Source organism: Amycolatopsis endophytica, from assembly GCF_013410405.1.
Taxonomy (GTDB): Bacteria; Actinomycetota; Actinomycetes; order Mycobacteriales; family Pseudonocardiaceae; genus Amycolatopsis_E; species Amycolatopsis_E endophytica.
Map to the genome: position 1 here is coordinate 2,424,174 of NZ_JACCFK010000001.1, position 25,614 is coordinate 2,449,787.

General features: G+C 70.5%; 23 protein-coding genes, 1 tRNA gene and 1 pseudogene. 10 read left to right on the forward strand and 15 right to left on the reverse strand.

Annotation, left to right across the window (positions count from 1 at the left end; all coding sequences use genetic code 11):
* The first annotated feature begins 21 nt into the window (after positions 1-21).
* The 5 genes from HNR02_RS12055 (at position 22) to HNR02_RS12075 (ending at position 4,916) form a co-directional block, all read left to right on the forward strand.
* On the forward strand, positions 22-1,053 hold the full coding sequence (locus HNR02_RS12055) for a 2-hydroxyacid dehydrogenase (RefSeq protein WP_179773280.1): 1,032 nt from the start codon (positions 22-24) through the stop codon (positions 1,051-1,053).
* A complete protein-coding gene (locus HNR02_RS12060) occupies positions 1,050-2,498 on the forward strand; it encodes an FGGY-family carbohydrate kinase (RefSeq protein ID WP_179773281.1) in 1,449 nt (482 codons plus the stop codon). Before HNR02_RS12055 ends, HNR02_RS12060 begins: the two co-directional genes overlap by 4 nt.
* A complete protein-coding gene (locus HNR02_RS12065) occupies positions 2,495-3,145 on the forward strand; it encodes a class II aldolase/adducin family protein (RefSeq protein ID WP_179775870.1) in 651 nt (216 codons plus the stop codon). The genes HNR02_RS12060 and HNR02_RS12065 overlap by 4 nt, the downstream gene beginning before the upstream one ends.
* A 5-nt stretch (positions 3,146-3,150) precedes the next feature.
* Positions 3,151-3,654 (forward strand): GNAT family N-acetyltransferase, encoded by a 504-nt coding sequence (locus tag HNR02_RS12070; RefSeq protein WP_179773282.1) that lies wholly within the window; start codon positions 3,151-3,153, stop codon positions 3,652-3,654.
* 749 nt (positions 3,655-4,403) lie between these two features.
* The gene (locus HNR02_RS12075) at positions 4,404-4,916 is read left to right on the forward strand and encodes a hypothetical protein (protein WP_179773283.1); all 513 of its coding nucleotides are present in this window, start codon (positions 4,404-4,406) and stop codon (positions 4,914-4,916) included.
* A gap of 56 nt (positions 4,917-4,972) precedes the next feature.
* On the opposite strand, the gene HNR02_RS12080 is transcribed toward HNR02_RS12075, so the two are convergent.
* The 7 genes from HNR02_RS12080 to HNR02_RS12110 all read right to left on the reverse strand — a co-directional run bounded on the left by HNR02_RS12080 (position 4,973) and on the right by HNR02_RS12110 (position 11,359).
* On the reverse strand, positions 4,973-6,409 hold the full coding sequence (locus HNR02_RS12080) for an MBOAT family O-acyltransferase (RefSeq protein WP_179773284.1): 1,437 nt from the start codon (positions 6,407-6,409) through the stop codon (positions 4,973-4,975).
* A gap of 118 nt (positions 6,410-6,527) precedes the next feature.
* The gene (gene rlmB, locus HNR02_RS12085) at positions 6,528-7,484 is read right to left on the reverse strand and encodes a 23S rRNA (guanosine(2251)-2'-O)-methyltransferase RlmB (RefSeq protein WP_179773285.1); all 957 of its coding nucleotides are present in this window, start codon (positions 7,482-7,484) and stop codon (positions 6,528-6,530) included.
* Positions 7,485-8,876, reverse strand: a complete 1,392-nt coding sequence (gene cysS, locus HNR02_RS12090) for a cysteine--tRNA ligase (RefSeq protein WP_179773286.1) — start codon at positions 8,874-8,876, stop codon at positions 7,485-7,487.
* 99 nt (positions 8,877-8,975) lie between these two features.
* Positions 8,976-9,662 carry an HAD family hydrolase gene (locus tag HNR02_RS12095; protein ID WP_179773287.1) on the reverse strand — a complete coding sequence of 229 codons (687 nt, stop codon included), beginning with the start codon at positions 9,660-9,662 and terminating at the stop codon, positions 8,976-8,978.
* 42 nt (positions 9,663-9,704) lie between these two features.
* Positions 9,705-10,172, reverse strand: coding sequence for a 2-C-methyl-D-erythritol 2,4-cyclodiphosphate synthase (gene ispF / locus HNR02_RS12100; RefSeq protein ID WP_179773288.1), 468 nt, complete (start codon positions 10,170-10,172; stop codon positions 9,705-9,707).
* Positions 10,169-10,792 (reverse strand): IspD/TarI family cytidylyltransferase, encoded by a 624-nt coding sequence (locus tag HNR02_RS12105; RefSeq protein WP_179773289.1) that lies wholly within the window; start codon positions 10,790-10,792, stop codon positions 10,169-10,171. The genes ispF and HNR02_RS12105 overlap by 4 nt, the downstream gene beginning before the upstream one ends.
* 75 nt (positions 10,793-10,867) lie before the next feature.
* Positions 10,868-11,359: a CarD family transcriptional regulator gene (locus HNR02_RS12110; RefSeq protein WP_020417039.1), complete on the reverse strand. Its 492-nt coding sequence runs from the start codon at positions 11,357-11,359 to the stop codon at positions 10,868-10,870.
* Positions 11,360-11,682: 323 nt separating this feature from the next.
* On the opposite strand from HNR02_RS12110, the gene HNR02_RS12115 reads away from it, so the two are divergent.
* Complete coding sequence (locus HNR02_RS12115; RefSeq protein ID WP_312860978.1) at positions 11,683-12,336, forward strand: copper chaperone PCu(A)C domain-containing protein; 654 nt, start codon at positions 11,683-11,685, stop codon at positions 12,334-12,336.
* Here HNR02_RS12115 and HNR02_RS12120 read toward each other — a convergent pair.
* Positions 12,333-13,184 carry a helix-turn-helix transcriptional regulator gene (locus HNR02_RS12120; RefSeq protein ID WP_179773290.1) on the reverse strand — a complete coding sequence of 284 codons (852 nt, stop codon included), beginning with the start codon at positions 13,182-13,184 and terminating at the stop codon, positions 12,333-12,335. The genes HNR02_RS12115 and HNR02_RS12120 overlap by 4 nt on opposite strands.
* A 102-nt stretch (positions 13,185-13,286) precedes the next feature.
* Between HNR02_RS12120 and HNR02_RS12125 the strand changes: the two genes are divergently transcribed.
* Genes HNR02_RS12125 through HNR02_RS12135 form a run of 3 tightly spaced genes read left to right on the forward strand, consistent with a single transcriptional unit; the run spans position 13,287 to position 16,118 of the window.
* A complete protein-coding gene (locus tag HNR02_RS12125; RefSeq protein WP_179773291.1) occupies positions 13,287-14,216 on the forward strand; it encodes an SDR family NAD(P)-dependent oxidoreductase in 930 nt (309 codons plus the stop codon).
* Between the two features lie 49 nt (positions 14,217-14,265).
* Complete coding sequence (gene radA, locus HNR02_RS12130; RefSeq protein ID WP_179773292.1) at positions 14,266-15,624, forward strand: DNA repair protein RadA; 1,359 nt, start codon at positions 14,266-14,268, stop codon at positions 15,622-15,624.
* Positions 15,625-15,662: 38 nt separating this feature from the next.
* Positions 15,663-16,118: a nuclear transport factor 2 family protein gene (locus HNR02_RS12135; protein ID WP_179773293.1), complete on the forward strand. Its 456-nt coding sequence runs from the start codon at positions 15,663-15,665 to the stop codon at positions 16,116-16,118.
* A 52-nt stretch (positions 16,119-16,170) separates the two neighbouring features.
* Here the strand turns inward: HNR02_RS12135 and otsB are convergent, their stop codons facing one another.
* The 3 genes from otsB to HNR02_RS12150 form a co-directional block, all read right to left on the reverse strand.
* On the reverse strand, positions 16,171-18,702 hold the full coding sequence (otsB, locus tag HNR02_RS12140; RefSeq protein ID WP_179773294.1) for a trehalose-phosphatase: 2,532 nt from the start codon (positions 18,700-18,702) through the stop codon (positions 16,171-16,173).
* 36 nt (positions 18,703-18,738) lie between these two features.
* Entirely contained in the window at positions 18,739-20,175 is a 1,437-nt protein-coding gene (locus tag HNR02_RS12145) for an alpha,alpha-trehalose-phosphate synthase (UDP-forming) (protein WP_179773295.1), read from the reverse strand.
* Positions 20,176-20,253: 78 nt separating this feature from the next.
* Positions 20,254-21,774 (reverse strand): threonine/serine exporter family protein, encoded by a 1,521-nt coding sequence (locus HNR02_RS12150; RefSeq protein WP_179773296.1) that lies wholly within the window; start codon positions 21,772-21,774, stop codon positions 20,254-20,256.
* Between the two features lie 151 nt (positions 21,775-21,925).
* Between HNR02_RS12150 and HNR02_RS12155 the strand changes: the two genes are divergently transcribed.
* Positions 21,926-21,998: transfer RNA gene (locus HNR02_RS12155), tRNA-Thr, on the forward strand.
* A gap of 257 nt (positions 21,999-22,255) precedes the next feature.
* On the opposite strand, the gene HNR02_RS12160 is transcribed toward HNR02_RS12155, so the two are convergent.
* The 4 genes and pseudogenes from HNR02_RS12160 to HNR02_RS12175 all read right to left on the reverse strand — a co-directional run.
* Positions 22,256-22,960 (reverse strand): HAD-IA family hydrolase, encoded by a 705-nt coding sequence (locus HNR02_RS12160; RefSeq protein WP_179773297.1) that lies wholly within the window; start codon positions 22,958-22,960, stop codon positions 22,256-22,258.
* Between the two features lie 18 nt (positions 22,961-22,978).
* Positions 22,979-23,938, reverse strand: coding sequence for an NAD-dependent epimerase/dehydratase family protein (locus HNR02_RS12165; RefSeq protein ID WP_179773298.1), 960 nt, complete (start codon positions 23,936-23,938; stop codon positions 22,979-22,981).
* Positions 23,939-23,948: 10 nt separating this feature from the next.
* Positions 23,949-24,776: an energy-coupling factor ABC transporter ATP-binding protein gene (locus HNR02_RS12170; protein ID WP_218902802.1), complete on the reverse strand. Its 828-nt coding sequence runs from the start codon at positions 24,774-24,776 to the stop codon at positions 23,949-23,951.
* Positions 24,773-25,576: pseudogene (locus HNR02_RS12175) on the reverse strand (energy-coupling factor ABC transporter ATP-binding protein); the annotation flags it as partial. The pseudogene HNR02_RS12175 and the gene HNR02_RS12170, both read right to left, overlap by 4 nt.
* Positions 25,577-25,614: the final 38 nt, after the last annotated feature.

The following is a 25,614-nucleotide window of genomic DNA, read 5'->3' on the forward strand; positions in this document are numbered from 1 at the left end:
CGGGTTCAAGGAGGAGCCAAAGTGCGCGTTCTGTGCGCGGGAGACGAGTTCGTCGGCAACAACCTGCTGGCCGACGCGGTCCGGGCCGAGGTGCCTGCCGAGCCCGAGTTCGCCGAGCTGTCGCTGCCGTGGCCGGTCGAGCCGTTCGGGCCGGTCGGCGGGGTGCACGAGGCCAGCGGCACCGAGGACCAGGTCATCGAGGCCCTCGCCGGTGCCGAGGTCGCGGTCACCCAGATGGCGCCGTTCACCAAGAAGGTCTTCGCCGCCGCGCCCGGCCTCAAGCTGGTCTCGGTATGCCGGGGCGGGCCGGTGAACGTCGACCTCCCGGCAGCCACCGAGGCGGGCGTCGCGGTCACGTACGCGCCGGGGCGCAACGCGACCGCCGCCGCCGAGTTCGCGATCGGCATGATCCTCGCCGCCATGCGCCGCATCTCGACATCGTCGGCGGAGCTGCTGGGCGGCACCTGGCGCGGCGACTACTACGCCTACCCGAACGCCGGTCTGGAGCTGGAGGGCACCACCGTCGGCCTGGTCGGTTACGGCGCCATCGGCTCGCGCGTGGCCAAGGTGCTGGTGGCGTTCGGGTCGAAGGTGCTGGTCGCGGACCCGTACGCGCAGCGCGAACAGATCGCCGCGGACGGCGCCGAACTGGTCGAGCTGGAGGACCTGTTGCGCCGCTGCTCCGTGGTGAGCCTGCACGCGAGGCTGACCGACGAGACGCGCCACCTGATCAACGGCGAGCGTCTGGCGCTGCTGCCCGAAGGCGCGGTGCTGGTCAACTCCGCTCGTGGCGGGCTGTTGGACTACGCGCCGCTGCCCGGTCTGCTCAAGTCCGGACGACTGGGTGCGCTCGCCCTCGACGTGTACGACGTCGAGCCGCCGCCCGCGGACTGGGCGCTACGTGACGCCCCGAACGTCATCGCGACACCGCACCTCGCGGGCGCCAGCCGCCAGACCGCGGAGCGTGCCGCGCGGATCGTCGCCGCCGAGGTCGGCCGCTACGCGCGTGGGGAGCAGCTGGCCAACGTCGCCAACCCGGATGTGCTGCGATGATCATCGGCGTCGACATCGGTACTTCACTGACGAAGGCCGTCGTCTTCGACGAGGTCGGGGTGTCGCTGCACCAGGCATGCACGCCGTCCGAGGTGCACCACCTGCCGGGCGGCCTGGTCGAGCAGGACCTCGACCAGGTCATCGGCACGGTCGCGACCGTCGTGCGCGAGGTCGCGGCGCGGCTGGACGCGCCGGTCACCGCGCTCGCGCTGACGGGACAGGGCGACGGCGTGTGGCTGCGCGACGAGGACGGCAACGCCGTGCGGCCCGCCATCTCCTGGCTCGACGGCCGGGCCAACGCGCTGCTCGCGAAGTGGCAGGCCGACGGGGTGTCCCGCGAGGTGTTCCGGCGCACCGGCTCCGGCATGTTCCCGGGCTGCGCCGCGGCGATTCTGTCCTATCTGGACACCCATGAGCCGGAGGTGCTGGACCGCGCCGTGGTCGCGGGATACTGCGTCGACGCCGTCGTGCAGCGGCTGACGGGCGCGATCACGGTCGACGTGTCGGATGCGTCCCTGCCGTTCCTCGACCCGAAGACGCGGCGGTACGACGAGGGCGCGATCGCGGCGGTCGGGCTGTCGCACCGGCGTGGCCTGCTGGCCGAGCCGGCCGCGCCGAAGGCGGTGTTCTCCCTGAACCGCCACGGCGCCGAGCTGCTCGGGCTGCCGGAAGGGCTGCCGGTGACGGCCGGTCCGTTCGACCTGCCCGCGAGCGCGATCGGCGCGGGCGTGCGCGAGCCGGGTGACGGCATCCTCACCGCGGGCACGACTCTGGCCTGCCAGGTGCTCACGGACAGCGCCGAGTTCGACGGCGAGGGCGAGCCCGCCGGGATGTTCCTGTCCACGCCGACGCCCGGCGAGTACCTGCACGCGATGCCTGCCATGGTCGGCACCGCGAGCATCGACTGGATCTGCCGCCTGCTCGGCATCGAGGTCACCGGGATCGGGCCGCTGCTCGCGCAGAGCCCACCCGGCGCGGCCGGTGTGCGGGCGTTGCCGTTCCTGTCCGCGTCGGGGGAGCGGGCGCCGTTCGTCGACGCCAGCGCGCGGGCGCAGTTCGCCGGGCTGAGCCTGGAACACGGGCGGGCGGACGTGGTGCGGGCGCTGTGTGAGTCGATCGCCTACGCGGCACGGCACTGCTTCGAGGCCGCCGGGCTGTCCGGGCGGCTCTACGCGTGCGGCGGTGGCGTGCGGTCCGCCGAGTGGACGCAGATCTTCGCCGACGTGCTCGGGCGCCCGATCGTGATCCCGAGCGATCCGGGTGTCGGGGCGCGGGGTGCCGTCCTGGTCGCGGCCGAGGCGCTGAACCAGCCGTACGACCGGGACCTGTGGGCGAGCAGCTCCCGTACCGTGTCGTTCGTGCCCGAAAACGCCGAGTTCTACCAGCGCGGTTACGCCGACTACCAGGCGTCGTTGACCGCGGCACGAGGGTTGTGGCGCCTGTGATGCTGGCCGACGAACGGGCAGCGGTGTGCGAGTACGCGCGGCGGCTGTCTTCCGACGGGCTCGTGGTGGGCACGTCCGGCAACATCTCCGCGCGATCGGGCGAGCTGATCGCGGTGACGCCGACCGGGGTCGACTACGGAGTCCTGACGCCCGAGGACATCCCGGTGGTGTCACTCGACGGGTCCCTTGTGGAGGGCCAGCTCCGCCCGACGAGCGAGATGCCGATGCACCTGGCGGTGTACACGAAGGCGACCGACCCGGACGGTGCGCCGGTCACCGCGGTGGTCCACACGCACTCGGTGCACGCCACCGCGGTATCCACGTTGGTCGACGAGGTTCCCGCGGTGCACTACATGCTGGCGACCATCGGCCCATCCGCACGCGTGGCCGGCTACGCGACGTACGGCACCGAGGAGCTGGCGTCGTCGATGCTCGCCGCACTGGAGGGCCGCCGGGGTTGTCTGCTGGGCAACCACGGCACCATCACTTACGGCGAGGGGCTCGCGGCCGCGTACAGCCGGGCCGAGCAGTTGGAGTGGCTGTGCCACGTGTGGCTGCTGGCGCGTTCGGCGGGCACTCCCCGGGTGCTGCCGCCCTGGGAGATCGCCCACGTGGTCGAGAAGTTACGAGGGTACGGGCAGAAGTAGCTGGCATGCTGGGCCGTGTGGAAGAACTCGTCACGCACGTCGAAATGGCCAGCCGTGGTGACCTGCTCCCGGCCCCGGCCGTCCCCGGTCTGTCACTGGATGTTCTGCCCGCCGGTTCGCCGCTGATCCGTACCACCACGGTCCGGATCGGCAGCCCGTACCACTGGCCGAGCACCACCTGGTCCGACGACGAGTGGGCGGACTACCTGACCCGCCCCGGACTCGCCGCCCGCCTCTTCCGGTACGGCACGGACATCGCCGGCCTGGCGGACTACCTGGTGTCCCCGTCGGGCTCCGTGGAGATCACCACGTTCGGCCTCGTACCGGAATTCGTGGGCAAGGGCCTCGGCGGCTACGCACTGACCCTGGCGGTCACCGAGGCATGGAACCTCACCCCGAACGTCCGCCGAGTCTGGCTGCACACCTCGAACCTCGACCACCCGCACGCGCTGCCGAACTACGAGCACCGCGGCTTCCGGCGGTTCCGCACCACCCAGGGACAGCGCTAGCCACTCGCGATCTTCGTTAACTCACACAGACCATCAATACCTCTTTTCGAGTAGCTTCCGGTGACTTACCGAAGTTCGCCGAATCAGCGGTACTTCGCATCACGAACCGCCGCGAAAATTTGGTAAACGGTTCACGTGCGCTCGGGTCTGGGGGCTCTGTGCGAAGAACAAGCCATTATCCGAACTGTGAGAATGCGACGAGCCGTACGTGTCGTTGTGCTTGGTGCGCCGGTACTCGACACGGTTGGGAAGGTGCTGTCCGGATCGTCGTCAAGCAGGATCCGAAGGATCTCGACGATCTCCGTCGTGGCATCGAGAAACGATGGCGGGCGGAGGTCGCGAAACGCGAAGAGAGAGGAACGAAGAAGCCGACGCGGGGGTTCAAGGCGGCGCTCGCGAATCTCTGCAAGGTTCAACTCATGTCCTGGTTGCGAGAGGACGCGGCACGGAAGCATCAGCTTGTGGCGGAGGACGACCTTCCGCGCCGGGCGCACAAGCGGGACAGCCGGCCCGTGGAGCAGCGGGAACCCAGGGAACAGCGGGAGTCGGAGGCGTCCCCCGGCCCGGCTTCCACACGACGTGATTCGCCGGAGGCCCCCGAACAGGTGTCGGCCAAAGGGTTTGGCCGAGCTGACAGGCCAGCCCGGGGCGAGAAAGGCGATGACCCCGGAGACGGACCTGAGGAGCAACCGGGCGCGTCTCAGGTCAGGCCCGCCGTTGCGCACCAGGTTGACCGTCTCGGTAAGAACTTGCACGAAAGCGTCCTGAAGGATGTCGAGAAGGACGTCGGTGACGCCCTCGATGAGAACGCTCGTCGGGCGATGGCGGATCACTTCTGGTGTGAGGTTTTCGCTCAGCTGGCCCACGCCGTGGACGAGGGGCTCAAGCTCGTGGACAAGGTGCCGGACTGGGTTGCGGAGGCGGTCATCAAAGCTCGTCAAGATGCGAACCGGATGCCGCTCGAACCCGTGATCGTGAAGTCCGTCGTGAAGAACCTCTGGAAACACGTGAAGTTGATGACAATTGCGGGGCTGATCGCCAAGGGCAAAACGATGGTTCTCGTGTTTCGGGTTCTCGCAGTTCTGATCTGCAAGAGCCCCGATCACCACCGCGCGGTCGTGGAATACTGTGTGAATCCGCTGGGTGACAAGTTGCTGGCGGATACGCGACAGCGCTTGGCTGAAGCTTTCCAGGAGTGGCTCGTCCCTGTGCGAGAGCCTTCGGCGGCGATCGGCCGGATCGGCGACCCGACAACGGCCTGAACGACACCGTCAACCCCTCGACGGCGGTTCCCCGCGCTTCCGGCGCGGGCGTCCCCTCAGAATTGGTAGTACAGGAACGGGCTGAACGTCCCGTTCGCGACCAGAATCGCCGCGTACAGGGCCCCCGCTGTCATCACTCCGATGCGCAGGCCGACCGCTCCCCGGGATCTCGCGGACTCCAGCAGTGGTCCGGTCACCGGCGTGGCAGGGAGGGCGAAGATCGCCAGTGCGCCCAGCAGGATCACCACCCGCTGGTTGGTCAGCGCCGCCTCGACGATGTCGGTCAGGCCGTCGAAGTCGGGGACGAACATGTGGCCGATCATGGTGAACGCGTGCCCGATGTCGGCCGATTTGAAGAACACCCAGCCGAACACGACGAGCACCAGCGTCAGGAACCGGCGGCCCACCCTGGAGGCCACCGCGGACGGGGTGCGGTCCCAGCCGAACCGGCGTTCGATGATCAGCAGCAGCCCGTGGTAGCAGCCCCACACCAGGAAGGTCCAGTTCGCGCCGTGCCAGAAGCCGGTCAGCACGAACACGATGCACAGGTTCCGGTACGTCTTCGCGGCGCCTGAGCGGTTACCGCCGAGCGGGATGTAGACGTAGTCGCGGAACCAGCGGGACAGCGACATGTGCCAGCGCCGCCAGAACTCGGTCACCGTCACCGACGAGTACGGCCGCGCGAAGTTCTCCGGCAGCCGGAACCCCAGCATCCGGCCCAGGCCGATCGCCATGTCCGAATATCCCGAAAAATCGAAGTACAGCTGCAGCGTGTACCCCACCGCGCCGAGCCACGCGATCGCGAACGTCATGTCCTCCGACGACGTCGCGAAACACGCCTCGACCATCGGGCTCAGCGAATCCGCGATGATCGCCTTCTTGCACAGGCCCAGCGCGAACCGTGGGAAACCGGCGGCGAGGTCGTCGAGCCGGTGTGACCGGTGCTGCGGCAACTGGTCGGCGATCTCCCGGTACCGGACGATCGGGCCCGCCACCAGCTGCGGGAACATTGCGATGTAGGTCACGAACGACACCGGGTTCCGCAGCGCCCGCCGCTCACCGCGGTAGATGTCGACGACGTAGGAGATGTGGTGGAACGTGAAGAACGAGATCCCGATCGGCAACGCCAAGTGCGCGACCGGGAACGAGCCGCCGAACAGCTGGGTGAAGTAGTCGATCTGCTGTGTCGCGAACCCGGCGTACTTCCAGACCACCAGGATGCCGACGTCGAAGCAGATCACGCCGATCAGCAGCGAACGCTTCCCGGATGACCGCTGCCGCTGCCACGGGTTCGGTTCGAGCGCCGTCCCGGCCGCGAAGTTGACCACCATGCAGGCCAGCAGCAACAGGGTGAACGCGCCGGCGCCGCTGGCGTAGAAGACCAGGCTGGCGACCGCGATGATGCCGTTCCGCCAGCTCCTGGGCAACACCAGCACGGCGAGCAGGACCGCCGGCAGGAAGTACCACAGGAACAACGGTGAAGCGAACGACATCGACCTGGAGTCCCCCCGAGTAACCGGCTCAGCGTGCTGACCTTAGCCGACGCCGTTGGCCCGAAGGAGTGAAACTCACCGCTTCGTCGCGAGGCGTGTGAGCGAGCGGCGGAGCGGCTCAGATGCGGCCGGTGACGCGGCGGCGGCGGGCGACCTCCGCCAGCAGTACCGCGGCCGCGACCGAGGCGTTCAGCGACTCCACTCCGGCGGCCATCGGGATGGACACCGTTTCGTCGCAGGTTTCACGCACCAGCCGGGACAGGCCGCGGCCCTCCGAACCGACCACGACGACCAGCGGGTCCGTCGCCAGTGACAGATTGTCGATGTCGACGGAGCCGTCGGCGTCGAGGCCCGCGATCATCACGCCCTCCTCCGCCCACAGCTTCAGCTGCCGCGTCAGGTTGGTCGCGATCGCGATCGGCATCTTCGCCGCCGTGCCGGCACTCGTCCGCCACGCGACGGCCGTGATGCCCGCGCTGCGACGGGAGGGCAGCAGCACGCCGTGCGCCCCGAACGCCGCCGCGGACCGGACGATCGCGCCCAGGTTCCGCGGGTCCGTCACCCCGTCCAGCGCCACCAGCAGCGGCGGGTCGCCGGAGTCCTTCGCGATGGCCAGCAGGTCGTCCGGGTGCTGGTACTCGAACGGCGGCACCTGCAGCCCGAGCCCCTGGTGCACCGCGCGGTTGGTCTTGCGGTCCAGCTCCTCGCGCGGGATCTCCAGGATCGAGATCCCCTTGTCCGCGGCCAGGCGCACCGCCTCGGTCACGCGGTCGTCGGCGTCGACGTTCAACGCCACGAACAGCGTCGTGCCAGGGACACCGGCCCGCAGCGCTTCGACGACCGGGTTGCGGCCGGCGATGATCTCCGGCCCCTCCTTGCGGTCACGGGCCTTCTCGGCGCGCTTCGCGGCGGCTGCGGCCTGGCGCTGCTTCGGATGCCCTGGACGCATTTCCGCACGGGGTGTCGGGCCCTTGCCCTCAAGCCCCCGGCGGCGCTGACCGCCCGAACCGACTACCGCGCCCTTCTTGGTGCCCTCCTTGCGGATCGCACCACGACGCTTCGAATTGCCAGCCATCTAAGCTTCTTTCACGGTCCACACCGGACCATCGGGAGTATCTTCGACCGTGATTCCCACCTGGAGCAGGCGGTCGCGCACGGCGTCGGCACGGGCGAAGTCACGCGCGGCGCGCGCTTCCTGGCGCTCCACGAGCATCGCCTCGACCAACTCGGCCAGTGCGACCCTCGCCGGCGTCTCCGCCGTCGAGCTCTCCGCCCATTCCGGTGCGAGCGGGTCCAGCCCGAGCACACCCATCATCGCGCGCACCGAGCCGGCGGCCGCGCGCGCCTTGTCGTCATCGCCCGAATCCAGTGCCGCGTTACCCTCGCGCACCAGGTTGTGCACGGCCGCGACCGCCGCGGGCGTGGACAGGTCGTCGTCCATCGCGGTGACGAACTCCGGAGCCAATTCACCGGGCTCGACCGCGCCGGTCCGCTGCGCCGCGCGACGCAGGAAACCTTCGATCCGCCGGTAGCCCTGCGCGGCCTCGGACAACGCGCCGTCGGAGTACTCGATCGTGGACCGGTAGTGCGGCTGCACCAGGTAGTACCGCAGCTCGGCCGCCCGGTAGTTGCGCAGCATCGCCTCGATCGACACCACGTTGCCCAGCGACTTCGACATCTTCTCGCCGGACAGCGTCACCCACGCGTTGTGCAGCCAGAACCGCGCGAACCCGTCACCGGCGGCGTTCGACTGCGCCCGCTCGTTCTCGTGGTGCGGGAAGACCAGGTCGACGCCGCCGCCGTGGATGTCGAACTCGGACCCGAGGTAGGTGGTCGCCATGGCCGAGCATTCCAGGTGCCAGCCCGGCCTGCCCTCGCCCCATGGCGTCGGCCACGACGGCTCGCCCGGCTTCGCGCTCTTCCACAGCGTGAAGTCCCGCGGGTCGCGCTTGGCCTCGGCGAGCGTCTCACCCTGCTGCACCTCGTCGAGCTTCTGGCGGGACAGCTCGCCGTAACCGGGGAAGGTCGACACGGCGAAGTAGACGTCGCCGCCGGAGGCGTAGGCGTGGCCGCCGTCGATGAGGCGCTGTATCAGCTCCACCATCTGCGTGACGTGCCCGGTCGCGCGGGGCGCGATGGACGGCGGCAGGCAGCCGAGGACCTCGTAGGCTTCCTCGAAGGCGCGCTCGTGCGTCGCAGCCCATTCCCACCACGGCCGGTCGGCGTCGGCGGCCTTGGTGAGGATCTTGTCGTCGATGTCGGTGACGTTGCGGACGAACAGCACGTCGAGTCCACTGTGGAGCAGCCAGCGACGCAGGACGTCGTAGTTCAGGGCGCCGCGGACGTGCCCGATGTGCGGGATGCCCTGCACGGTGGCCCCACACACGTACATGGACGCCGTTCCGCTACGGGCGGGATGGAATTCCCGCACGCTCCTGCTCGCGGTGTCGTACAGATGAAGGGCCACCCTGAAATGGTACGGGTCACCTTGACGCCGGTGAGGGGGTGTCCTCGGAGTCCGGCCGATGGGCTTGAAGAGCGCGGCCTGGGGCTCCGAGGACACCCCCTACACCACCCCGTAGGAACGCAGGGCCGTGAGCAGGCCGTCCGGGCGCTCGGTGGTCGGCAGCGGGTCGACGAGGGCGAACTCGCACCCGAGCGCCTTCGCCCCGCCGTCGGCCTCCTCGCTGTCGCCGACCATCAACGTGTTCTCCGGCGCGACCCCGAGCTTGTCCATGAGCAGCTGGAAGACCTGGGGCTGCGGCTTGATGAAGCCCTCCTCGAAGGAGAGCAGGAACGCGTCGATGAACTCGGTCAGGCCACGCATGGCGAACGCGGGCCGGATGTCGAAGGCGATGTTGCTCAGCACGCCGACCTTGACGCCCTTGGCGGCGGTGTCCTTGATCGCGGCCTCGGTGTCCGGGTACGGCGTCCACTCGGCGGGGTCGATCAGGCGGTCGTAGAGCGCCTCGGCCTGCCGCGGGTCGGCGATGTCGGACTTGCGCAGCACCTCAAGGTAGATCTTGCGGTGCAGCGCCGGGTCGAGGTCCCGGTTCTCCCACGCGTACTGGTACTCCGCGGACAGTTCGACGACCTGCCCGGTCGGGGCGGTCATGCGGCGCATCAGCTCGGTCTGGGCCTCGACGTCGAGCGGGGCGCCGTCCGGGGTCGTGAGTTCGGAGAGCCAGCTGGAGTTCTGCTCCAGCCGGAACAGCGTGCCGGAAAAGTCGAACATCACCGCCTGAATCGTCACAGACCTCAGGCTACCGGCGCGGCGGTCCCGTCGGCTGTGACTTCATCCGGCGGGCAGCAACAACGCCGTGGCCACCGCCGCGATGCCCTCGCCGCGACCGGTCAGGCCCAGCCCGTCGGTGGTCGTGCCGCTGACGCTGACCGCGCCGCCCGCGGCCTTGCTCAGCACGTCCCGGGCCTCGTCACGGCGCTTGCCGATACGCGGCTCGTTGCCGATGACCTGCACCGACGCGTTGCCCAGCCGCCAGCCTTCGGCCTCCACGAGCCGCCGCGCCTCGGCGACGAACTCCGCGCCGTGCGCGCCCGCCCAGCGCGGGTCGCTGGTGCCGAAGACCGCGCCCAGGTCGCCGAGACCCGCGGCGGACAGCATCGCGTCGCACAGCGCGTGCGCCGCCACATCGCCGTCGGAGTGGCCCGCGCACCCGGACACGCCCTCCCACAGCAGACCGGCGATCCAGCACTCGCGGCCTTCTTCGATCGGATGGACGTCGACCCCGGTCCCGATCCTCAACCCTGCTCCCTGAGTAGTGCCTCCGCGACGGCCACGTCGAAGGCGGTGGTGAGCCGGAGCGCGGTTGGGTGCCCGGCCACGGTCCGCACCGTACCGGGCAGGTCGATGAGGGGGTCGGCGCCGTGCGCGCAGAGCCTGGCGAGCAGGTCGGGACGGTAGCCGACGGGCGCCTGCAGCACCCGCAGCCCGTCACGGTCCGACGTTCCGGCGATCACGCCGCGCTCGACGAGTTTGACGGTGTCGGTGACGGGTAGCACCGGGATGATCGCCTCTGCCCCGGCGAACACCGCCTCGGCCACCGCGCGGACGGTGGCGGGCGGGACGAACGGACGTGCGACGTCGTGCACCAGGACGACGTCGGCGGGTCCGGCGGCCTCGATGGCCTGCCGGAGGTCCCGGTCGGGACCACAAGCCAGTACCCGGCACCGGGAACCGGCGCCGGGTACGGACCTGATGATCAGTTCACAGTCCCCGAGCAGGGACTGGGGGACCGCCGCCACCAGGCGGTCCGCGGCCCCGAGCAGACCGAGTGCGGCGTGCCGCAGCAGCGGCGCACCGTGCACGGACGCGCGTGGATCCGGCCCCTCGGGGTCGGCGATGAGGAGCGCTGCGACCTTCATCGCCGGGTGCTCACTTCGCGCGACGAGCCGCGTCCGCACAGACGTGTGCGCATCTCGCGAGGTCAGCCCGGTGCTCTAGACGGCCGCTGTTTCCAGGACCTCGTCGAGCAGTGTCTCAGCCTTGCCCTCGTCGGTGCCCTCCGCCAGGGCGAGTTCGCTGACCAGTATCTGCCGGGCCTTGGCCAGCATCCGCTTCTCGCCGGCGGACAGGCCGCGATCCTTCTCGCGCCGCCAGAGGTCGCGCACCACTTCGGCCACCTTGTTCACATCGCCCGAGGCGAGCTTCTCCAGGTTGGCCTTGTACCGACGAGACCAGTTCGTGGGCTCTTCGGTGTGCGGCGCTCGCAGCACGTCGAAAACCCGGTTCAGACCATCCTGGCCCACGACGTCCCGCACGCCGACGATCTCGGCGTTGTCTGCGGGCACGCGAACCGTGAGGTCCCCTTGCGCGACCTTGAGGACGAGGTACTGCTTCTCCTCGCCCTTGATCACACGGGTCTCGATCGCTTCGATGAGTGCGGCACCGTGGTGCGGGTAGACGACGGTCTCTCCGACCTTGAAAACCATGTGTCCTCTGCCCCTTTCGCTGCGTCCATCTTAGCACGCAGCGAGGGGGCCCACCTAGCGGGCCGAGATCGTCGTCGCAGGTCAGGGGCCATCCGGGGGGTTGACAAACCGATAAAGTGCATGCTCATGCAGGTGGCGGGGAACCCTGTCGACATTCGGGATCCGATCCACTGTGGACGGTTTTTCGGCCCCTCGGCGCACCCTCGGTGGCGGCCTTCCGCGCCACGGCTAGGTCCCGCCCGCCTGCCCACCACCACCCTCAACGGAGCCGCTTCGCGCCACAGCTAGGATCGGGCCGTACCGCTCTAGGGAGGACTGAGACCGTGAGGCTGCAGAATCGTCGTGTGGTCGGCGCGAGCGTGGTCGCCGCCGGTGCCGCTCTGGCTCTCGCCGGGTGCGGGGCCGGGCAGATCACCCAGACCGCCACCATGCTGCCCGCGGTCAACGGCGCGATGGCGCAGGTCGGCAAGCTCAACCTGCGGGACGCCGGCCTGGTCAACCGCAACGACTGCCAGCAGGCCTACGCCTCCGGGTCGAACGCGCCGCTCGCGCTGGTGATCGCCAACGACGGCGTGTCCGACGACCAGCTGGTCAGTGTGAGCAGCCCGAGCGCCGCGACCGCGACCATCGACGGTCAGCAGAACATCGTGGCGGGCAGCACGCTGGTCATCGGCCCGGCGAACACGAGCGAGTCGATCGAGCAGTCCTCCAGTTCCGCACCCACCTCCACGTCGGGTTCGGCCACGTCGTCGCCGACCTCGTCCGCCGCCGCGGGCCCGACCGGTGACGCAGCCCAGGTCGGCTTCGGATCGGTCGTGCTGCAGGGCATCAAGAGCGTCGTGTGGCCGGGCCAGAACGTGCCGGTCACCTTCACCTTCCGCGACGCCGGCCCGGTGACCGTGCAGATGCCGGTCCACGCGCCCACCGTCGAGCTGAGCTGCCAGGCGCCCGCCTCGCAGGAAAGCGGCGGTCACTAGTCCCGTTCGACGAGCGTCTGGGTGCCGAGAACGACGGCGAGCGCGAGGCGCTCGGCGTCCTCCGTACCGGGCTCGGCGGTGTAGACCGTGATGCGCAGATCGTCCAGGGCGACGATGAGCGTGTCGCAGTCGAGCGTGATCCGGCCGACCGCTGGGTGGTCGATGACCTTCCGCTTCGACGGGTCCGGCACCGGAGCCGGGGCGTCGGAATCCCAGAGTTCGGCGAAGCGCGGGCTCTTGTCCGCGAGCTCGCCGATGAGCCGCCGGATCGCTCGGTCGGCGGGATACCGGGAGGCGGTCAGACGCAGGTCACCGACGAGAAGCGCCTCGTGGTCGGCCTGCTCTGCCGCGGTGTGCACGGTGCGGATGCCGAGTCCGGCGAGATTGCGCCAGATGGCGTTGCGCTCGATCCCGCGCCAGGTCGACGTCTCGCCCATGAGCGCGTCGTAAGGCGCGTTGGCGAGGACGAGCGTCCAGGTGGCGTCATACACGACGACCGGGGTGTTCGCCAGCCGGTCGAGCAGCCGCTGCACGCTCGGGGTGACGCGCGAGGGAACGACGTCGAGTCCGGGCGCGGCGTGGCCGGCCAGCCGGTAGAGGAGGTCGCGCTCGGTGTCGGACAGGCGCAGCCCTCGTGCGAGCGCCTCCACCACCTGCGCCGAGGGCGCGGTTGCGCGCCCCTGCTCCAGCCGGGTCAGGTAGTCGGCCGAGATCCCGGCGAGCCCGGCCAGCTCCTCGCGTCGGAGCCCGCTCGCCCGGCGGCGACGTCCGACCGGAACGCCGACGGTCTCGGGCGCCACGCGATCACGCCACCGGCGCACCGTCCGGCCGAACTCCCACGACTCCACGGGTTCAGTGTGCGCGCCGGCCGCGGTCGTTGTCCTGGCCCCGGCATTCCCAGGACAAGGGGACGGCTGGCTGACCGTCCGCCGTGCTCGGAAGCTCGACCCATGACCACCACACTGATCACCGGGCCGACCCGGGGCCTTGGCCGGGCTGCCACCCTCGCCATGGCGGACCGCCCCGACGACGAACGCCCCGACCTGCTGTTGGTTGGCCGTGGCGGAACGGCGCTCACGGAAGTCGCCGACGAGGCCCGCGCACGCGGGGCGAAGGTCCACGAGATCGGCTGCGACCTGTCCCGGCTCGCCGACGCGCGGGCCGCGGCGGCAGCCGTGCGGGACTTGCTCGGTTCCGGAGCGGTACGGCCCCTGCGAGCACTGATCGCCAACGCCGGATGCATGTCGACCGACACCCGCGTCGCCTCCGCCGACGGCTACGAGATGACCTTCGCCGTGAACTACCTGGCGCACGCCCGTCTCATCGGCGATCTGCTCGGCTCACTCACCGGGCCCGCTCGCGTCGTCCTGCTCGGTTCGAACGTCTACAGCGCCAACCTCGGCCGGCGGATCCTGGGCGTGCCCGGCGCGAAGTGGCGCGACCCCGTCGAGATCGCCCGGCCCGCGACCGGAGAGAGGAATCCGGGCTTCACCGCCGCGGGTGTCGCTTACGCCAATGCCAAGCTGGCGATCCTGTACTACGCCCACGAGCTCCAGCGCCACGCCGGGCCGGGCATCAACGTGTCGGTGTTCGAACCAGGCTGGATGCCGGGCACCGGACTGGGCCGGGGCGCGCCCCCAGCGCTGCAGGCGATCGGGCGCGGCTTGGCGCGCCTGCCAGGGGTCGCCACCCCGGAACGCTCCGGGCCCGCACTGGCCTCGGTCGCGCTCGACGACAAGTGGGCGAACCTGCGCGACGGTGCGTTCGTGGTGATCGACAGGGTGACCGAGGTGCGGCCCGTCGCCCACGACCGCGACCGGGAACGCCGTCTGTGGGCGGCTACCGCCCAGCTCCTCGACGGAGCGGGCACGCCTGGCTGATCAGGGGACTGCACCGGAACTGTCGGGGGTGACCGCTAGCGTGCGGTGCATGGTCAAGAAGGGCACCAGCTACCGCTGCGGTGAGTGCGGGTACGAGGCCGCCAAGTGGGTGGGCCGCTGCCCGGAATGTCAGGCGTGGGGCACGCTCGAGGAGCGCGGTGACGCACGTCCGGCGATAGCCAGGGTGGCCGCCGGTGCGCCCAGTGCCCCGGCGCGGCCCATCGGGCAGGTCGACATCGAGGCCGCGCGGGCGCGCACCACGGGTGTCGGCGAGCTGGACCGGGTCCTGGGCGGCGGGCTCGTGCCGGGGGCGGTCGTGCTGCTGGCCGGGGAGCCCGGTGTCGGCAAGTCGACGTTGCTGCTCGAAGTGGCCTATCAGTGGGCGCGTGGCGGGTCCGGGCCCGCGTTGTACGTCACCGGTGAGGAATCCGCGGGCCAGGTCCGGCTGCGGGCCGAGCGCACCCAGAACGTCCACGAACGGATGTTTCTCGCCGCCGAAAGCGATCTCTCCGCGATCCTCGGGCACGTCGACGCCGTCAAACCGGGGGTGCTGATCGTCGACTCGGTGCAGACGATGGCCTCGCCGCAGGTCGAGGGAGCGCCGGGCAACGTCACGCAGGTCCGTGCCGTGACGGCCGGCCTGGTGGCGCTCGCCAAGGAGCGCGGGCTGCCGGTCGTGCTGGTGGGGCACGTCACGAAGGACGGATCGGTCGCCGGGCCGCGGGTGCTGGAGCACCTGGTCGACGTCGTGCTGCACTTCGAGGGCGACCGGCATTCGACGCTGCGGATGGTGCGTGGCGTCAAGAACCGGTTCGGTCCCGCGGACGAGATCGGGTGTTTCGAACTGCGCGAGGACGGCATCGTCGGCGTGCCCGATCCGTCCGGGCTGTTCCTGAACCGGCGCGAGGACGCCGTGCCGGGCACCGCGGTGACGGTCACGGTCGAGGGCAAGCGACCGCTGCTGTGCGAGGTGCAGGCGCTCGTCGGCGCCGCCGGCGCGCCGCAGCCCAGGCGTGCCGTGAGCGGGCTGGACTCCGCGCGGGTGGCGATGATCCTCGCCGTGCTGGAGAAGCGCGGAGGGATCAAGCTGGGCGATCGGGACGTGTACTCGGCGACGGTCGGCGGCATGAAGGTCACCGAGCCCGCCGTGGACCTCTCCGTGCTGCTGGCGCTCTGGTCGTCGGTGCGGGACACGGCGTTGTCGCCACGGCTGGTGGTCGTAGGCGAGGTCGGGCTCGCGGGAGAGGTCCGGCGGGTCAGCGGCGCGGGCAGGCGGCTGGCGGAGGCGGCGCGGCTGGGGTTCACCCACGCGCTGGTGCCGCCGGATCCGGGGAAGCTGCCGGACGGGATCCGGGTGCTGGAGGTGGACTCGGTGGCGGCGGCGCTGCACGCGGCGAACTACGCGTGACTTGACCTCCAGTGCACTGGAGGGACGAGGCTGCCGGCATGGAGCACATCGAGATCAGCGCACTCGTCAGCCGCCTTTTCCGGGCGCTGGACGAGCGGAAGTTCGACGGTGACTGGCACCGGGACTACTTCACCGACGAGGTGCGGATGGTGACCCCGCTCGGGGTGTCCGAGGGCGCCGAAGCCGTGCGGCACACGGCGGATTCCGTCGGACGGTTCGTCCGCACCCAGCACCTGGCCACCGACCTGCTGACCGACATCGACGGCAACGCGGCGACGGCCTCGTGGAACGCCCTGATGGTCCACGTTCACCGGGAGGCGACGCTCGAACGGCGCGGCGCGGACGCGAACCCGGTCTTCACCGTGGGCGGCCACTACGACGCGGACCTGCGGCGCACGCCCGACGGGTGGCGCTTCGACCGGATGTCCATCAGGGCGATCTGGACGACGGGACAGCCGCCGATCCTGCCGCCCGAGATCCAGCCGGTCGTCTGAACCGGAAGCGGCCCCCTCCGGACCAGCCGGAGGGGGCCGCGGCCGTCGTCGGTCAGGCGCCGGACAGCAGCTTCGCGCAGCGGATCAGGCCCAGGTGCGAGTACGCCTGCGGGTGGTTGCCCAGCGAGCGTTCCGCGACCGGGTCGTACTGCTCCGGCAGCAGACCGGTCGGGCCCGCCGCGTCGACCAGCTGCTCGAACAGCTCTTCCGCCTCGGTGCGGCGGCCGGTCAGCAAGTACGACTCGATCAGCCACGCGGCGCACAGGTGGAAGCCGCCCTCGCCGCCGGGCAGGCCGTCGTCGCGGCGGTAGCGGTACACCGTCGAACCGCTGCGCAGCTCGGCCTCGATCGCGGTCACCGTCGACTGGAACCGGTCGTCGGAGGGGTCGATCAGCCCGGCCAGGCCGACGAACAGCGAAGCCGCGTCCAGGTCGGTGCCGTCGTAGGCCGTGGTGAACGCCTGGACCTCGTCGTTCCAGCCCTGCGTCAGCACGTCCGTCGCGATCTCCTCGCGCAGCTCGTGCCAGCCCGCCGGGATCTCGCGCCCGTAGACCTCACCGAGCCTGATCGCGCGGTCGACCGTCACCCAGCACATGACACGCGAGTACACGCGGTGCCGCGGCACGTGCCGCTCTTCCCAGATGCCGTGGTCGGGCTCCGACCAGCGCCGCGTGACGGCTTCGGCCATCGCGCGCACCAGCTGCCAGTCCTCGTCCCGCAGCTCGCCGCGCACCTGCGCCAGCTCACGCACCAGCTCGACGACCGGGCCGAACACGTCCAGCTGCACCTGGTGGTTCGCCAGGTTGCCGACCCGCACGGGCCGCGACCCGGCGTATCCGGGCAGCGAGTCGATCACGGCCTCGGCACCGAGCTGGGTGCCGTTGATCGTGTACAGCGGGTGCAGCCGCTCCGGGCCCGCCAGCGTCGACAGCACGCCGTGCAGCCACCGCAGGTAGCCCTCGGCCTCGACGAGCGAACCCAGCCCGACCAGCTCGCGCACGGTGAACGCCGCGTCGCGCACCCAGCAGTAGCGGTAGTCCCAGTTCCGCACGCCGCCGATCTCCTCCGGCAGCGACGTGGTGGCGGCCGCGAGGACCGCGCCGGTGTCGGCGTTGCACAGGCCACGCAGCGTCAGGGCCGAGCGCGCGACCAGCTCCGGCTCCACGTTCGGCAACTTGAGGGTGGTGGCCCAGTCGCTCCAGTAGGCACCGGCCCGCGCGCGACGGTCCGGCTCGGACAGATCGTGCTCGGTCAGATCCGTGGTGCCGCACCGCAGTTCGAGCACGACCGGCGCGTCCTGGGCAGGCTGGACCAGCGCGGTGGCGGTGTCGTGCAGGCCGTCCGAAGTGATCTCCCACGCCACCCCTGGCGAGCGCAGCACGAACGGCTCGGACGTGCCCAGCACGCGCAGGCCCTCGGGATCCGGCACCAGTCGCACCGGCACCCCGCCGAACTCGGGCCGCGGCGCGAACACCACGGACGCGGCGGCGGTGCCCGACACCACGCGCACCAGGTCGGTGCGGTGCGGCGGGCCCTCGGGCTCCAGGTAGTCGGTGACCAGCAGTCGTGACCAGCGGGTCTCGACCGTCATCGTGTTCGGCAGGTACCGCTGGCCCAGCGGCAGGCCGTTGTGGTGCGGTTTGATCGAGAAGTGTCCCGCGCTGTTGCCGCCGAGCAGGTCGGCGAACACGGCGGGCGCGTCCGGGCCGGGGTGACACATCCAGGTCAGCCGGGCGTCCGGGGTGACCAGCGCGACCGCCCGCTCGTTGGACAGCATCGACATCCGCTCGATCGGCGGGGCCTGCTCGCCGTAGAGCCAGTTGCGCCGCTCCTCCAGCATGAAGGCGAGCACCGTCGCGACGTCCTCGGTTCCGGGCACCGCGTACGTCGCCAGCGTCTCGCCGTCGCCGACCTTCACGCCGAGGTCGGGGCCGGCCAGCCGCGCGAACGCCTTCTCGTCGGTGACGTCGTCGCCGAGGAAGATCGCCGCGGTGGCGCCCACCTGGTGGCGCAGCGTGTCCAGCGCGCGGCCCTTGTCGGTCTGCACGACCGCCAGCTCGACGACCTCCTTGCCGTCGGTCGTCGTCACACCCTCCCAGGTGCACGGTCCACTGTGGACCTCGTCGAGCACGCGGGCGGCGGCGTCGCGCTCGGCGCGGCGGACGTGCACGGCGATGCTGGCGGGCTTGACCTCCAGCGACACACCCGGCACGGCGCCGGCGATGCGCTCCAGCTCCTGCTCGACCCGCCGGTGCAGGTCGCGGGCCTGTGCGTCCAGTTCGTGCACGAAGCCGATGTCGAACTCGGAACCGTGGCTGCCCACGAGGTGCACCTCGTGCGGCAGTCGCGACAGGATGGCGAGGTCGCGCAACGCGCGGCCGGAGATGACCGCGGTGGTCGTCTCGTGCAGCCCGGCCAGCGAGCGCAGCGCGCCCACCGACTCGGATCGCGGGCGCGCCTCGTCCGGATTGGTCACGATCGGAGCCAAGGTCCCGTCGTAGTCGCATGCGACCAGCAATCGCGGCGTGCGAGCGATCTGCACGATCGCACGGCGCAGCTCAGCGGGCAGGGACTCGGCGGTCACCACTCCTCCTTAAGGAGCTCAGAAGCTTGGGGCCAGTCAGGCGGCCGGTTCGGACCCGAGCGCCTCGAGGAACGACCGTGCCCACCTGTCGACGTCGTGGGTGAGGACCTGACGCCGCAACGCACGCATCCGGCGTCTGCCCTCGGCAGGGTCGAGCGTAATGGCCGCCTCCAGCGCGTTCTTCACCCCGTCGAGATCATGCGGGTTGACGAGAAAAGCGCTGGTCAGCTCGGCGGCGGCGCCGGCGAACTCGGAGAGCACCAGTGAACCGCCGAGATCATGGCGGCACGCCACGTACTCCTTGCAGACCAGATTCATCCCATCGCGCAACGGCGTGACGACCATGACGTCGGCCGCGCTGTAGAACGCGGCGAGCTCCCGCCGGTCCACCGACTGGTGCAGGTAGTGCACCACCGGGTGTCCGACGCGGGCGAACTCGCCGTTGATCCGGCCCACCATCTGCTCGATCTCGGTGCGCATCCGCTGGTAGTGCTCGACGCGTTCCCGGCTCGGGGTCGCCAGCTGGACGAAGGTGACGTCCTCGGGCTGGACACGGCCCTCCTGGAGCAGTTCGTGCAGTGCCTGCAGCCGCAGGTCGATGCCCTTGGTGTAGTCGAGGCGGTCGACCCCGAGCAGGACGGTTTTCGGGTTGCCCAGGTCGCGGCGGATCTGGGCGGCCCGCTCCGACACCTCCTTGGTGCGGGCGAGCGTGTCGAGGCCGGCGGCGTCGATCGAGATCGGGAACGCCCCGACCCGGACCGTGCGGTTGCCGACCTGCATCATGCCGGGCCGCGACCGCACGCCGACCGCGCCGCGGCTCGGCTCCAGGCCGAGCAGGGTGCGGGCCAGCCACAGGAAGTTCTGCGCGCCGCCCGGCCGGTGGAAGCCGACCAGGTCGGCGCCGATCAGGCCACGCACGATCTCGGCCCGCCACGGCAGCTGCATGAACAGCTCGACCGGCGGGAACGGGATGTGCAGGAAGAAGCCGATACGCAGGTCCGGCCGCAGCTCGCGGAGCATGCTCGGGACCAGCTGCAGCTGGTAGTCCTGCACCCACACCGTGGCGCCCTCGGCCGAAACCTCGGCGCTGGCCTCGGCGAAGCGGCGGTTGACCTGGACGTAGCTCTCCCACCAGCCGCGGTCGAACACCGGCGGCGCGACCACGTCGTGGTAGAGCGGCCACAGCGTGGCGTTGGAGAAGCCCTCGTAGTAGTCGCGGACCTCTTCGGTGGACAGCGAGACCGGGTAGAGGACCAGGCCCTCGTCGCTGAACGGGTCGACGTCGACACCGGGCACGCCCGGCCAGCCGACCCACGCGCCCTTGCGGGAACGCAGGAACGGTTCCAGCGCGGAGACCAGGCCACCAGGGCTGGCCGTCCAGCGCTGGTTGCCGTCGGCCGTCCGTTCGAGGTCGACCGGCAGCCGGTTGGCGACGACGACGAAGTCCGCCGCACCGATTCCTGGTTCGCTCACGTAGCACCGCTCCCTTGCTCGCCTGAACACTATCTCGCGACAGCGAACCAAGATCCACCGCGCGGTGGCCGAGGACGGCTACTCCAGTCGGCGCTCGGTCGTCCGCAGCGGACCCGCCATCCGGGGGCCCGCGAGCTTCCGTTCGAGCCTGCCGAGACCGGTGCGGACCGGCTGTGCGAGGTATTCCCCGAGTACCACGCCCGCGGCCAGTGCAAGCCCGATCGCGACCGCTTTGATCAGGGTCGAGAGGTTGCCGTTGCTCTGGGTGGCCAGTTCGTAGAGGCCACGGTACGTGGACAGACCGGGCAGCAGCGGGGTGATCCCGGACACGGCCACGACCAGCGGGGTCACCTTCAGACGGCGGGCGAGCACACCCCCGGAGAAGCCGACCACGATGGCCGCCACCGCCGAGGAGGTGATGGCGTCGAAGCGGCCGACGATCAGCAGCGTCCCGTAGACACCGGCGCCGATCGCGCCCGCGGCGGCGGCCACGAGCATCGAGCGCAGCATCGAATAGCTCGCGATGGCGAAGCAGGCGGCCGCGGCCGCGCCCGCGGGCACGATCACCAGCAGGCTGTCGGCGGTCTGCGCGGGCAGGACCGGTTCGGCCGGGGTGAACCCGAGCGCCTTGGCGATGTTCAGCGCGAGCGCCACACCGGTGATCAGGCCCGCGGACATCAGGATCGTTTCCATCGTGCGGCCCGCGGCGGTGACGTTGTAGCCGGTGATCGCGTCCTGCACGGCCGAGACGGTGGACAGCCCGGACAGCAGCACGGTGATGGCCGCGGCGGCGACCAGCGTGGAGAACTTGGCGGGGACGAGGTCGGTGTTCACCGCGAACGTGGCCATCCCGGTGGCCAGCAGGCCGCCGACGACCTGCTGGAAGAAGAACGGCAGCGCGACCCGGTTCAGCAGGCGGCCGAGCCGGTCGATGAGCGCGGAGATGATCAGCGCGCCGAGCGCCACGTCCAGGGTGCCGCTGAGCAGCAGGGTGATGAAGAAAGCCATGCCGCCCCAGGCCAGCGTGGCGAACCAGCGCGGGTAGGGGTGCGGGGCCGTCGTGATCTTGTGCAGCTCGCCGTATGCCTCTTCGGCGCCGAGGTGGCCGCGCATGATCCGCTGGACCAGTATCTCCGTCTGGGACAGGCGTGTGTAGTCCAGGCTGCGCGAGCGCACCACGCGCAGCGCGGTGATCGGGTTCGCGTCGGTCCCCCGGTGGCAGGTCACCGTGATGGACGTGAAGATGACGTCCACCTCGCAGTGCGGCAGGCCGAGCGCCTCCGTCAGGGACAGGATCGTCGCGGTCACGTCGGACGCGCCCGCGCCGCTGGCCATCTGCACCTCGCCGATGCGCAGGACCAGGTCGAGGACGAAGTTGACCGTCGCCTCGTCCGGCAGGGCCGGACCGAGTTCCGTGGTGGCGTCCGGTGCCGGCTGCTCACCGGTCGGCGCCTCCAGGATGTGCCACGCCCGCCGGCGCGGCTCGGTGCTCCGCCGCCTCCGGTTGGCCTTGTCGACGCCGGGATCCGCCGGCGCCTCGAGAATGTGCCAGCCGCGCCTGCGGGTCACCGGGCCCCGGACGCGCTGGGTGCTGTTCATACGGCCGTCACCTCCTTGAATGACCTCCCGGCTGGCCCATCGCGCTGATCACGCCTACCGTTGCAAAGGGGCAACCGTGGCGTGCGCCACTTCGCCGATCATCCACGAAATCCAGGGGCCCGGCAGGGGTTGCTAGGATGACCGCGATCAGGCCGACTTAGCTCAGCTGGTAGAGCAGCTGTCTTGTAAACAGCAGGTCAGGGGTTCGAGCCCCCTAGTCGGCTCTCGTTGTGGCCGGAGTGTTCGCTTGTGGTCCGGAACACCTTGGACCGGAGCGGCCGTCGGTCCCGCCCGGATCCGTCCAGCCGCCGTGCCTCACGTACCCCGGCTGCCTTGGGGACGTCCTTCCACTCGCCGTCGTGACCGAAGCGGTGTGGCCTCCCTGCTCGGGGTCACCAGGGAGCGTTCAACGGTCTGCAGGGAACGCGTGGAACTCGCTGACGAGCGCCGCGTACTGGGAATCCTCGAAGCAACGCCGGGCTTAGCGGACTCCCTCGGTGTTCAGCCGGTCCGCCCGGTGCACCTGTTCGACCGCCTGCACCAGCTCGGTGAGGTCGGGCAGTACCGCGTCGGCGATGGACGGGTCGTCGGGCTCGGCGAGGCGGTTGATCCACACCCGTGGGATGCCGAGTTCGTGGGCTGGCCGGATGTCGTGGAAGTAGCTCTGCGCCACGTGCACCCAGTTGTCCCGGGTGGCGCCGAAGGAGTCCGCGAAGCGGTGGAAGTGGTTGTGGTGCGGCTTGTAGCTGCCCACGTCCTCGGCGGTCACCACGGCGTCGACCGCAACGGCCAGCCGTCGCTGGGTCTCGCCGATGACGTCGCGGTCGCAGTTGGTCAGCAGGGCGATCCGCCAGCCCGCGGCACGCAGATCGGCCAGCGCCAGGCGGGTGTCCGGGAACACCGGCCAGAACGGGATGCTTACCGCGAGCACCCTGGCGTCATCTTCCAGCAGGTCGAGCCCGGCTTCCCCGGCGGTGCGCCGGAGAGCTTCGGTCAGCACGTCGCGGTAGCGCATCGCCGGGAACTCCCGCTGCACCTGCGGCTCGTGCCGGTTGTAGACGTCGAGCAGTTCGGCGCCGCGGCCGGGGAACAGCAGCTCCGCGCCGGTGGCGATGCCGTGCCGCCAGTCGACCAGTGTGCCGAAACAGTCGAACGTCGCCCACCGGACCCGCGCATCCACAGTCATGACATCCAGTTGTACAGGTCACGCCGTGAAGAAGTCCCGGTTCCGCTCCGCCCACTCCACGTAGTTCGCGACCTGGGCAGGCAGCGGCCCGCAGCGCCAGCCGGCCTCGGCGACCCGCTCCGGCGACACCACCGCGTTCTTGCCGTGGTCCTCATCCGGGGCCATGTCGAACGCCGCCGCTTCGGCCACCTCGACCACGTCCTCCCCGAACAGGGACACCAGTTCGGGGACGGTGGTGCGCACGCCGGAGGCCACGTTGTACACGCCGCTCACGTCAACCAGCAGTCGCAGGGCCTCCGCCGCCTCCGTCGCGCTGAGCCAGTCTCCGGTCGCGCGCATCGTCCGCTCGGTCACCGTGAGCTTGCGGCCGCCGACGAGGGCCGCCGCGAGGTGGTAGGGCAGGGACATCGCCCGGCGCCCCAGGGTCGGGCGCTCCATCGGGCCGAACATCTTCGTCAGCCGCACGATCGACAGCGGCAGGTCGAACAGCTCGCTGTACCGCAGGGCGGCCCGTTCGGCGGCCCACTTGCTGATGCCGTACATCTCGTCCGGCGACGGTGGCGTCTCCTCGGTGACCACCCGCTCCGGGCTGTCGCCGTACACCGCGGCGCTGCTGACCAGGATGAACCGCCGGGCGTCCCGCGCCGCTTCCAGCAGGTGAGCGGTGCCCAGGACGTTCACGTCCAGGAACCGGCCGGGGTTCTCGCGTTCGGACACCGGATCGTGGGTGACCGTGGCGCCGTGCACGACCACGTCCGGCGAGACCGACCGCACCAGGTCGCGCACCGCCGGAGCGTCCCGGACGTCCACAGTGGCCAGACGCAGCCGGTCACGCACCTCCCGGAAGTGGCCTTCCAGCACGGCATCGGTGCTGTGCAGGTCCACCCCGGTCACGGTGGCGTCCGGATCGTCGCGCAGCAAGCGCTCGATGAACACGCTCATCACGAAGCCACCGGTGCCCGTCACCAGATAACGCATTTCGCCCCTCTCACACCGCCGCGCGCAGTTCGCGCACGGCATCGTCCACGGTGATGGCCCCCGGCAAGCCCAGTGCCGCGGTGAGGACCGCGGCCTGCGGCGGCCGGATGTTGGTGCCGCGCAGCACTTCCTGCTGGGCGAACACCTCACGCGGGGTGCCGTCGGCGAGCACCCGCCCCTGCCGCATCGCGATGACGCGGGTCGCGTACTCGGCCACCAGCGCCATGTCGTGCGAGATGATCACCACCGTGTGGCCGGCCGACCGGTACCGGGCCAGGCATTCCAGGATCAGCCTGGCCTCGTCCGGGTCCTGCCCCGTGGTCGGCTCGTCGATGACCACCGCGTCGGACTCCATGACCAGCACCGACGCGATCGCGAGCCGCTGCCGTTCCCCACGCGAAAGCTGGACGGGGTTGTCCTCCTCGCGCCCGGCGAGACCGACCAGCGCCAAGGTTTCGGACACGCGCCGCGCCGTCGTCGCCGGGTCCACCCCGAGGTTCGCGGGGCCGAACTCCAGCTCCTCGCGGCAGGTGTCGTGGAAGATCTGCCGGTCCGGGTTCTGGAAGACGTAGCCGACCGACGGGACCAGCTGGTGCAGCTTGAACCGGCGCGGATCGGCGAGCCCGTTCGCGGTGCGCACCCGGACCCGTCCGGCCGGGTTGGTCGGACGCAGCAGCCCGTTGAAGTGCTTGGCGAGTGTGGTCTTCCCGGAGCCGTTCTTGCCGATGACGGCCACGAACTCGCCGCGGTGCACGGACAGGCTCACCCCGTCCAGCGCCGGTTTCCCACTTCCGTAGTCGTGGACGACGTCGCTGAGCTCGATGACGACCTCGGTCACGATGCCAGTCCTTTCGCGCGCTCGTCCGACCACACCCGCACCGCGTCCGGCACGGACAGTGGCAGTTCACCCGGCCAGTACCCCTCCTCACGCAGGCGCAGCGCCACTTCGAGAACCTGCGGCCGGTACGGCGCGTGGCCGCCGACCAGCACCTCCCTCGGCGTGCCGACCTGCCGCACCACGCCTTCGTCCATGACGACCAGCCGGTCGGCGTACACCGCGAGCTCCTCCACCTTGTGCTCGACCACGATCACCGTGACCCCCTCGTCCGCGAGCACCCTGACCGCGTTCATCACGCTCTCCGTGCCCGCCGGGTCGAGCTCGGACGTGGGTTCGTCGAGCAGCATGATCCGCGGGCTCAGGCAGAAGATCGACGCGACGACGACCCGCTGCTTCTCGCCGCCGGACAGGGCGTGCGTGAACCGGTCGAGCAGCGCCTCGATACCGAACAGCTCGACCGCGCGGGCCATCCGGCGTTCGATCTCCGGCACCGGCAGGCCCCGGTTTTCCATGCCCCAGGCCAGTTCCTCGCGCACGGTCGTGTTCACCAGCTGCAGTTCCGGGTCCTGCATGACGAGCCCGACCTGCTCGGTGATGGCCGCCAGGCTCGGGAACTGTCCGAGGTCGACGCCGAAGATCTCGATCCGCCCCTTCGCCGCCGCCTCGTCGTCGTGCCGTGGAATGACGCCGGACAGGCATTTCAGCAACGTCGACTTCCCGGCGCCGGTGGGGCCGAGGATGCCGACGATTTCGCCGGGCGCGACCTCCAGATCGACCGAGTCGACGGCGCGTCGCGGCGCGCCGGTGTAGCGGGCGCTCAGCTCGTGGACCGCGAGAG

What these genes read in the sequence shown, in the direction of transcription:
- HNR02_RS12060 (WP_179773281.1), top strand. Translation starts at nt 1,050, where the DNA reads ATGATCATCGGCGTCGACATCGGTACTTCACTGACGAAGGCCGTCGTC.
- HNR02_RS12070 (WP_179773282.1), top strand. Translation starts at nt 3,151, where the DNA reads ATGCTGGGCCGTGTGGAAGAACTCGTCACGCACGTCGAAATGGCCAGC.
- HNR02_RS12080 (WP_179773284.1), bottom strand. Translation starts at nt 6,409, where the DNA reads ATGTCGTTCGCTTCACCGTTGTTCCTGTGGTACTTCCTGCCGGCGGTC.
- rlmB (WP_179773285.1), bottom strand. Translation starts at nt 7,484, where the DNA reads ATGGCTGGCAATTCGAAGCGTCGTGGTGCGATCCGCAAGGAGGGCACC.
- HNR02_RS12105 (WP_179773289.1), bottom strand. Translation starts at nt 10,792, where the DNA reads ATGAAGGTCGCAGCGCTCCTCATCGCCGACCCCGAGGGGCCGGATCCA.
- HNR02_RS12110 (WP_020417039.1), bottom strand. Translation starts at nt 11,359, where the DNA reads ATGGTTTTCAAGGTCGGAGAGACCGTCGTCTACCCGCACCACGGTGCC.
- HNR02_RS12125 (WP_179773291.1), top strand. Translation starts at nt 13,287, where the DNA reads ATGACCACCACACTGATCACCGGGCCGACCCGGGGCCTTGGCCGGGCT.
- radA (WP_179773292.1), top strand. Translation starts at nt 14,266, where the DNA reads ATGGTCAAGAAGGGCACCAGCTACCGCTGCGGTGAGTGCGGGTACGAG.
- HNR02_RS12135 (WP_179773293.1), top strand. Translation starts at nt 15,663, where the DNA reads ATGGAGCACATCGAGATCAGCGCACTCGTCAGCCGCCTTTTCCGGGCG.
- HNR02_RS12150 (WP_179773296.1), bottom strand. Translation starts at nt 21,774, where the DNA reads ATGAACAGCACCCAGCGCGTCCGGGGCCCGGTGACCCGCAGGCGCGGC.
- HNR02_RS12160 (WP_179773297.1), bottom strand. Translation starts at nt 22,960, where the DNA reads ATGACTGTGGATGCGCGGGTCCGGTGGGCGACGTTCGACTGTTTCGGC.
- HNR02_RS12165 (WP_179773298.1), bottom strand. Translation starts at nt 23,938, where the DNA reads ATGCGTTATCTGGTGACGGGCACCGGTGGCTTCGTGATGAGCGTGTTC.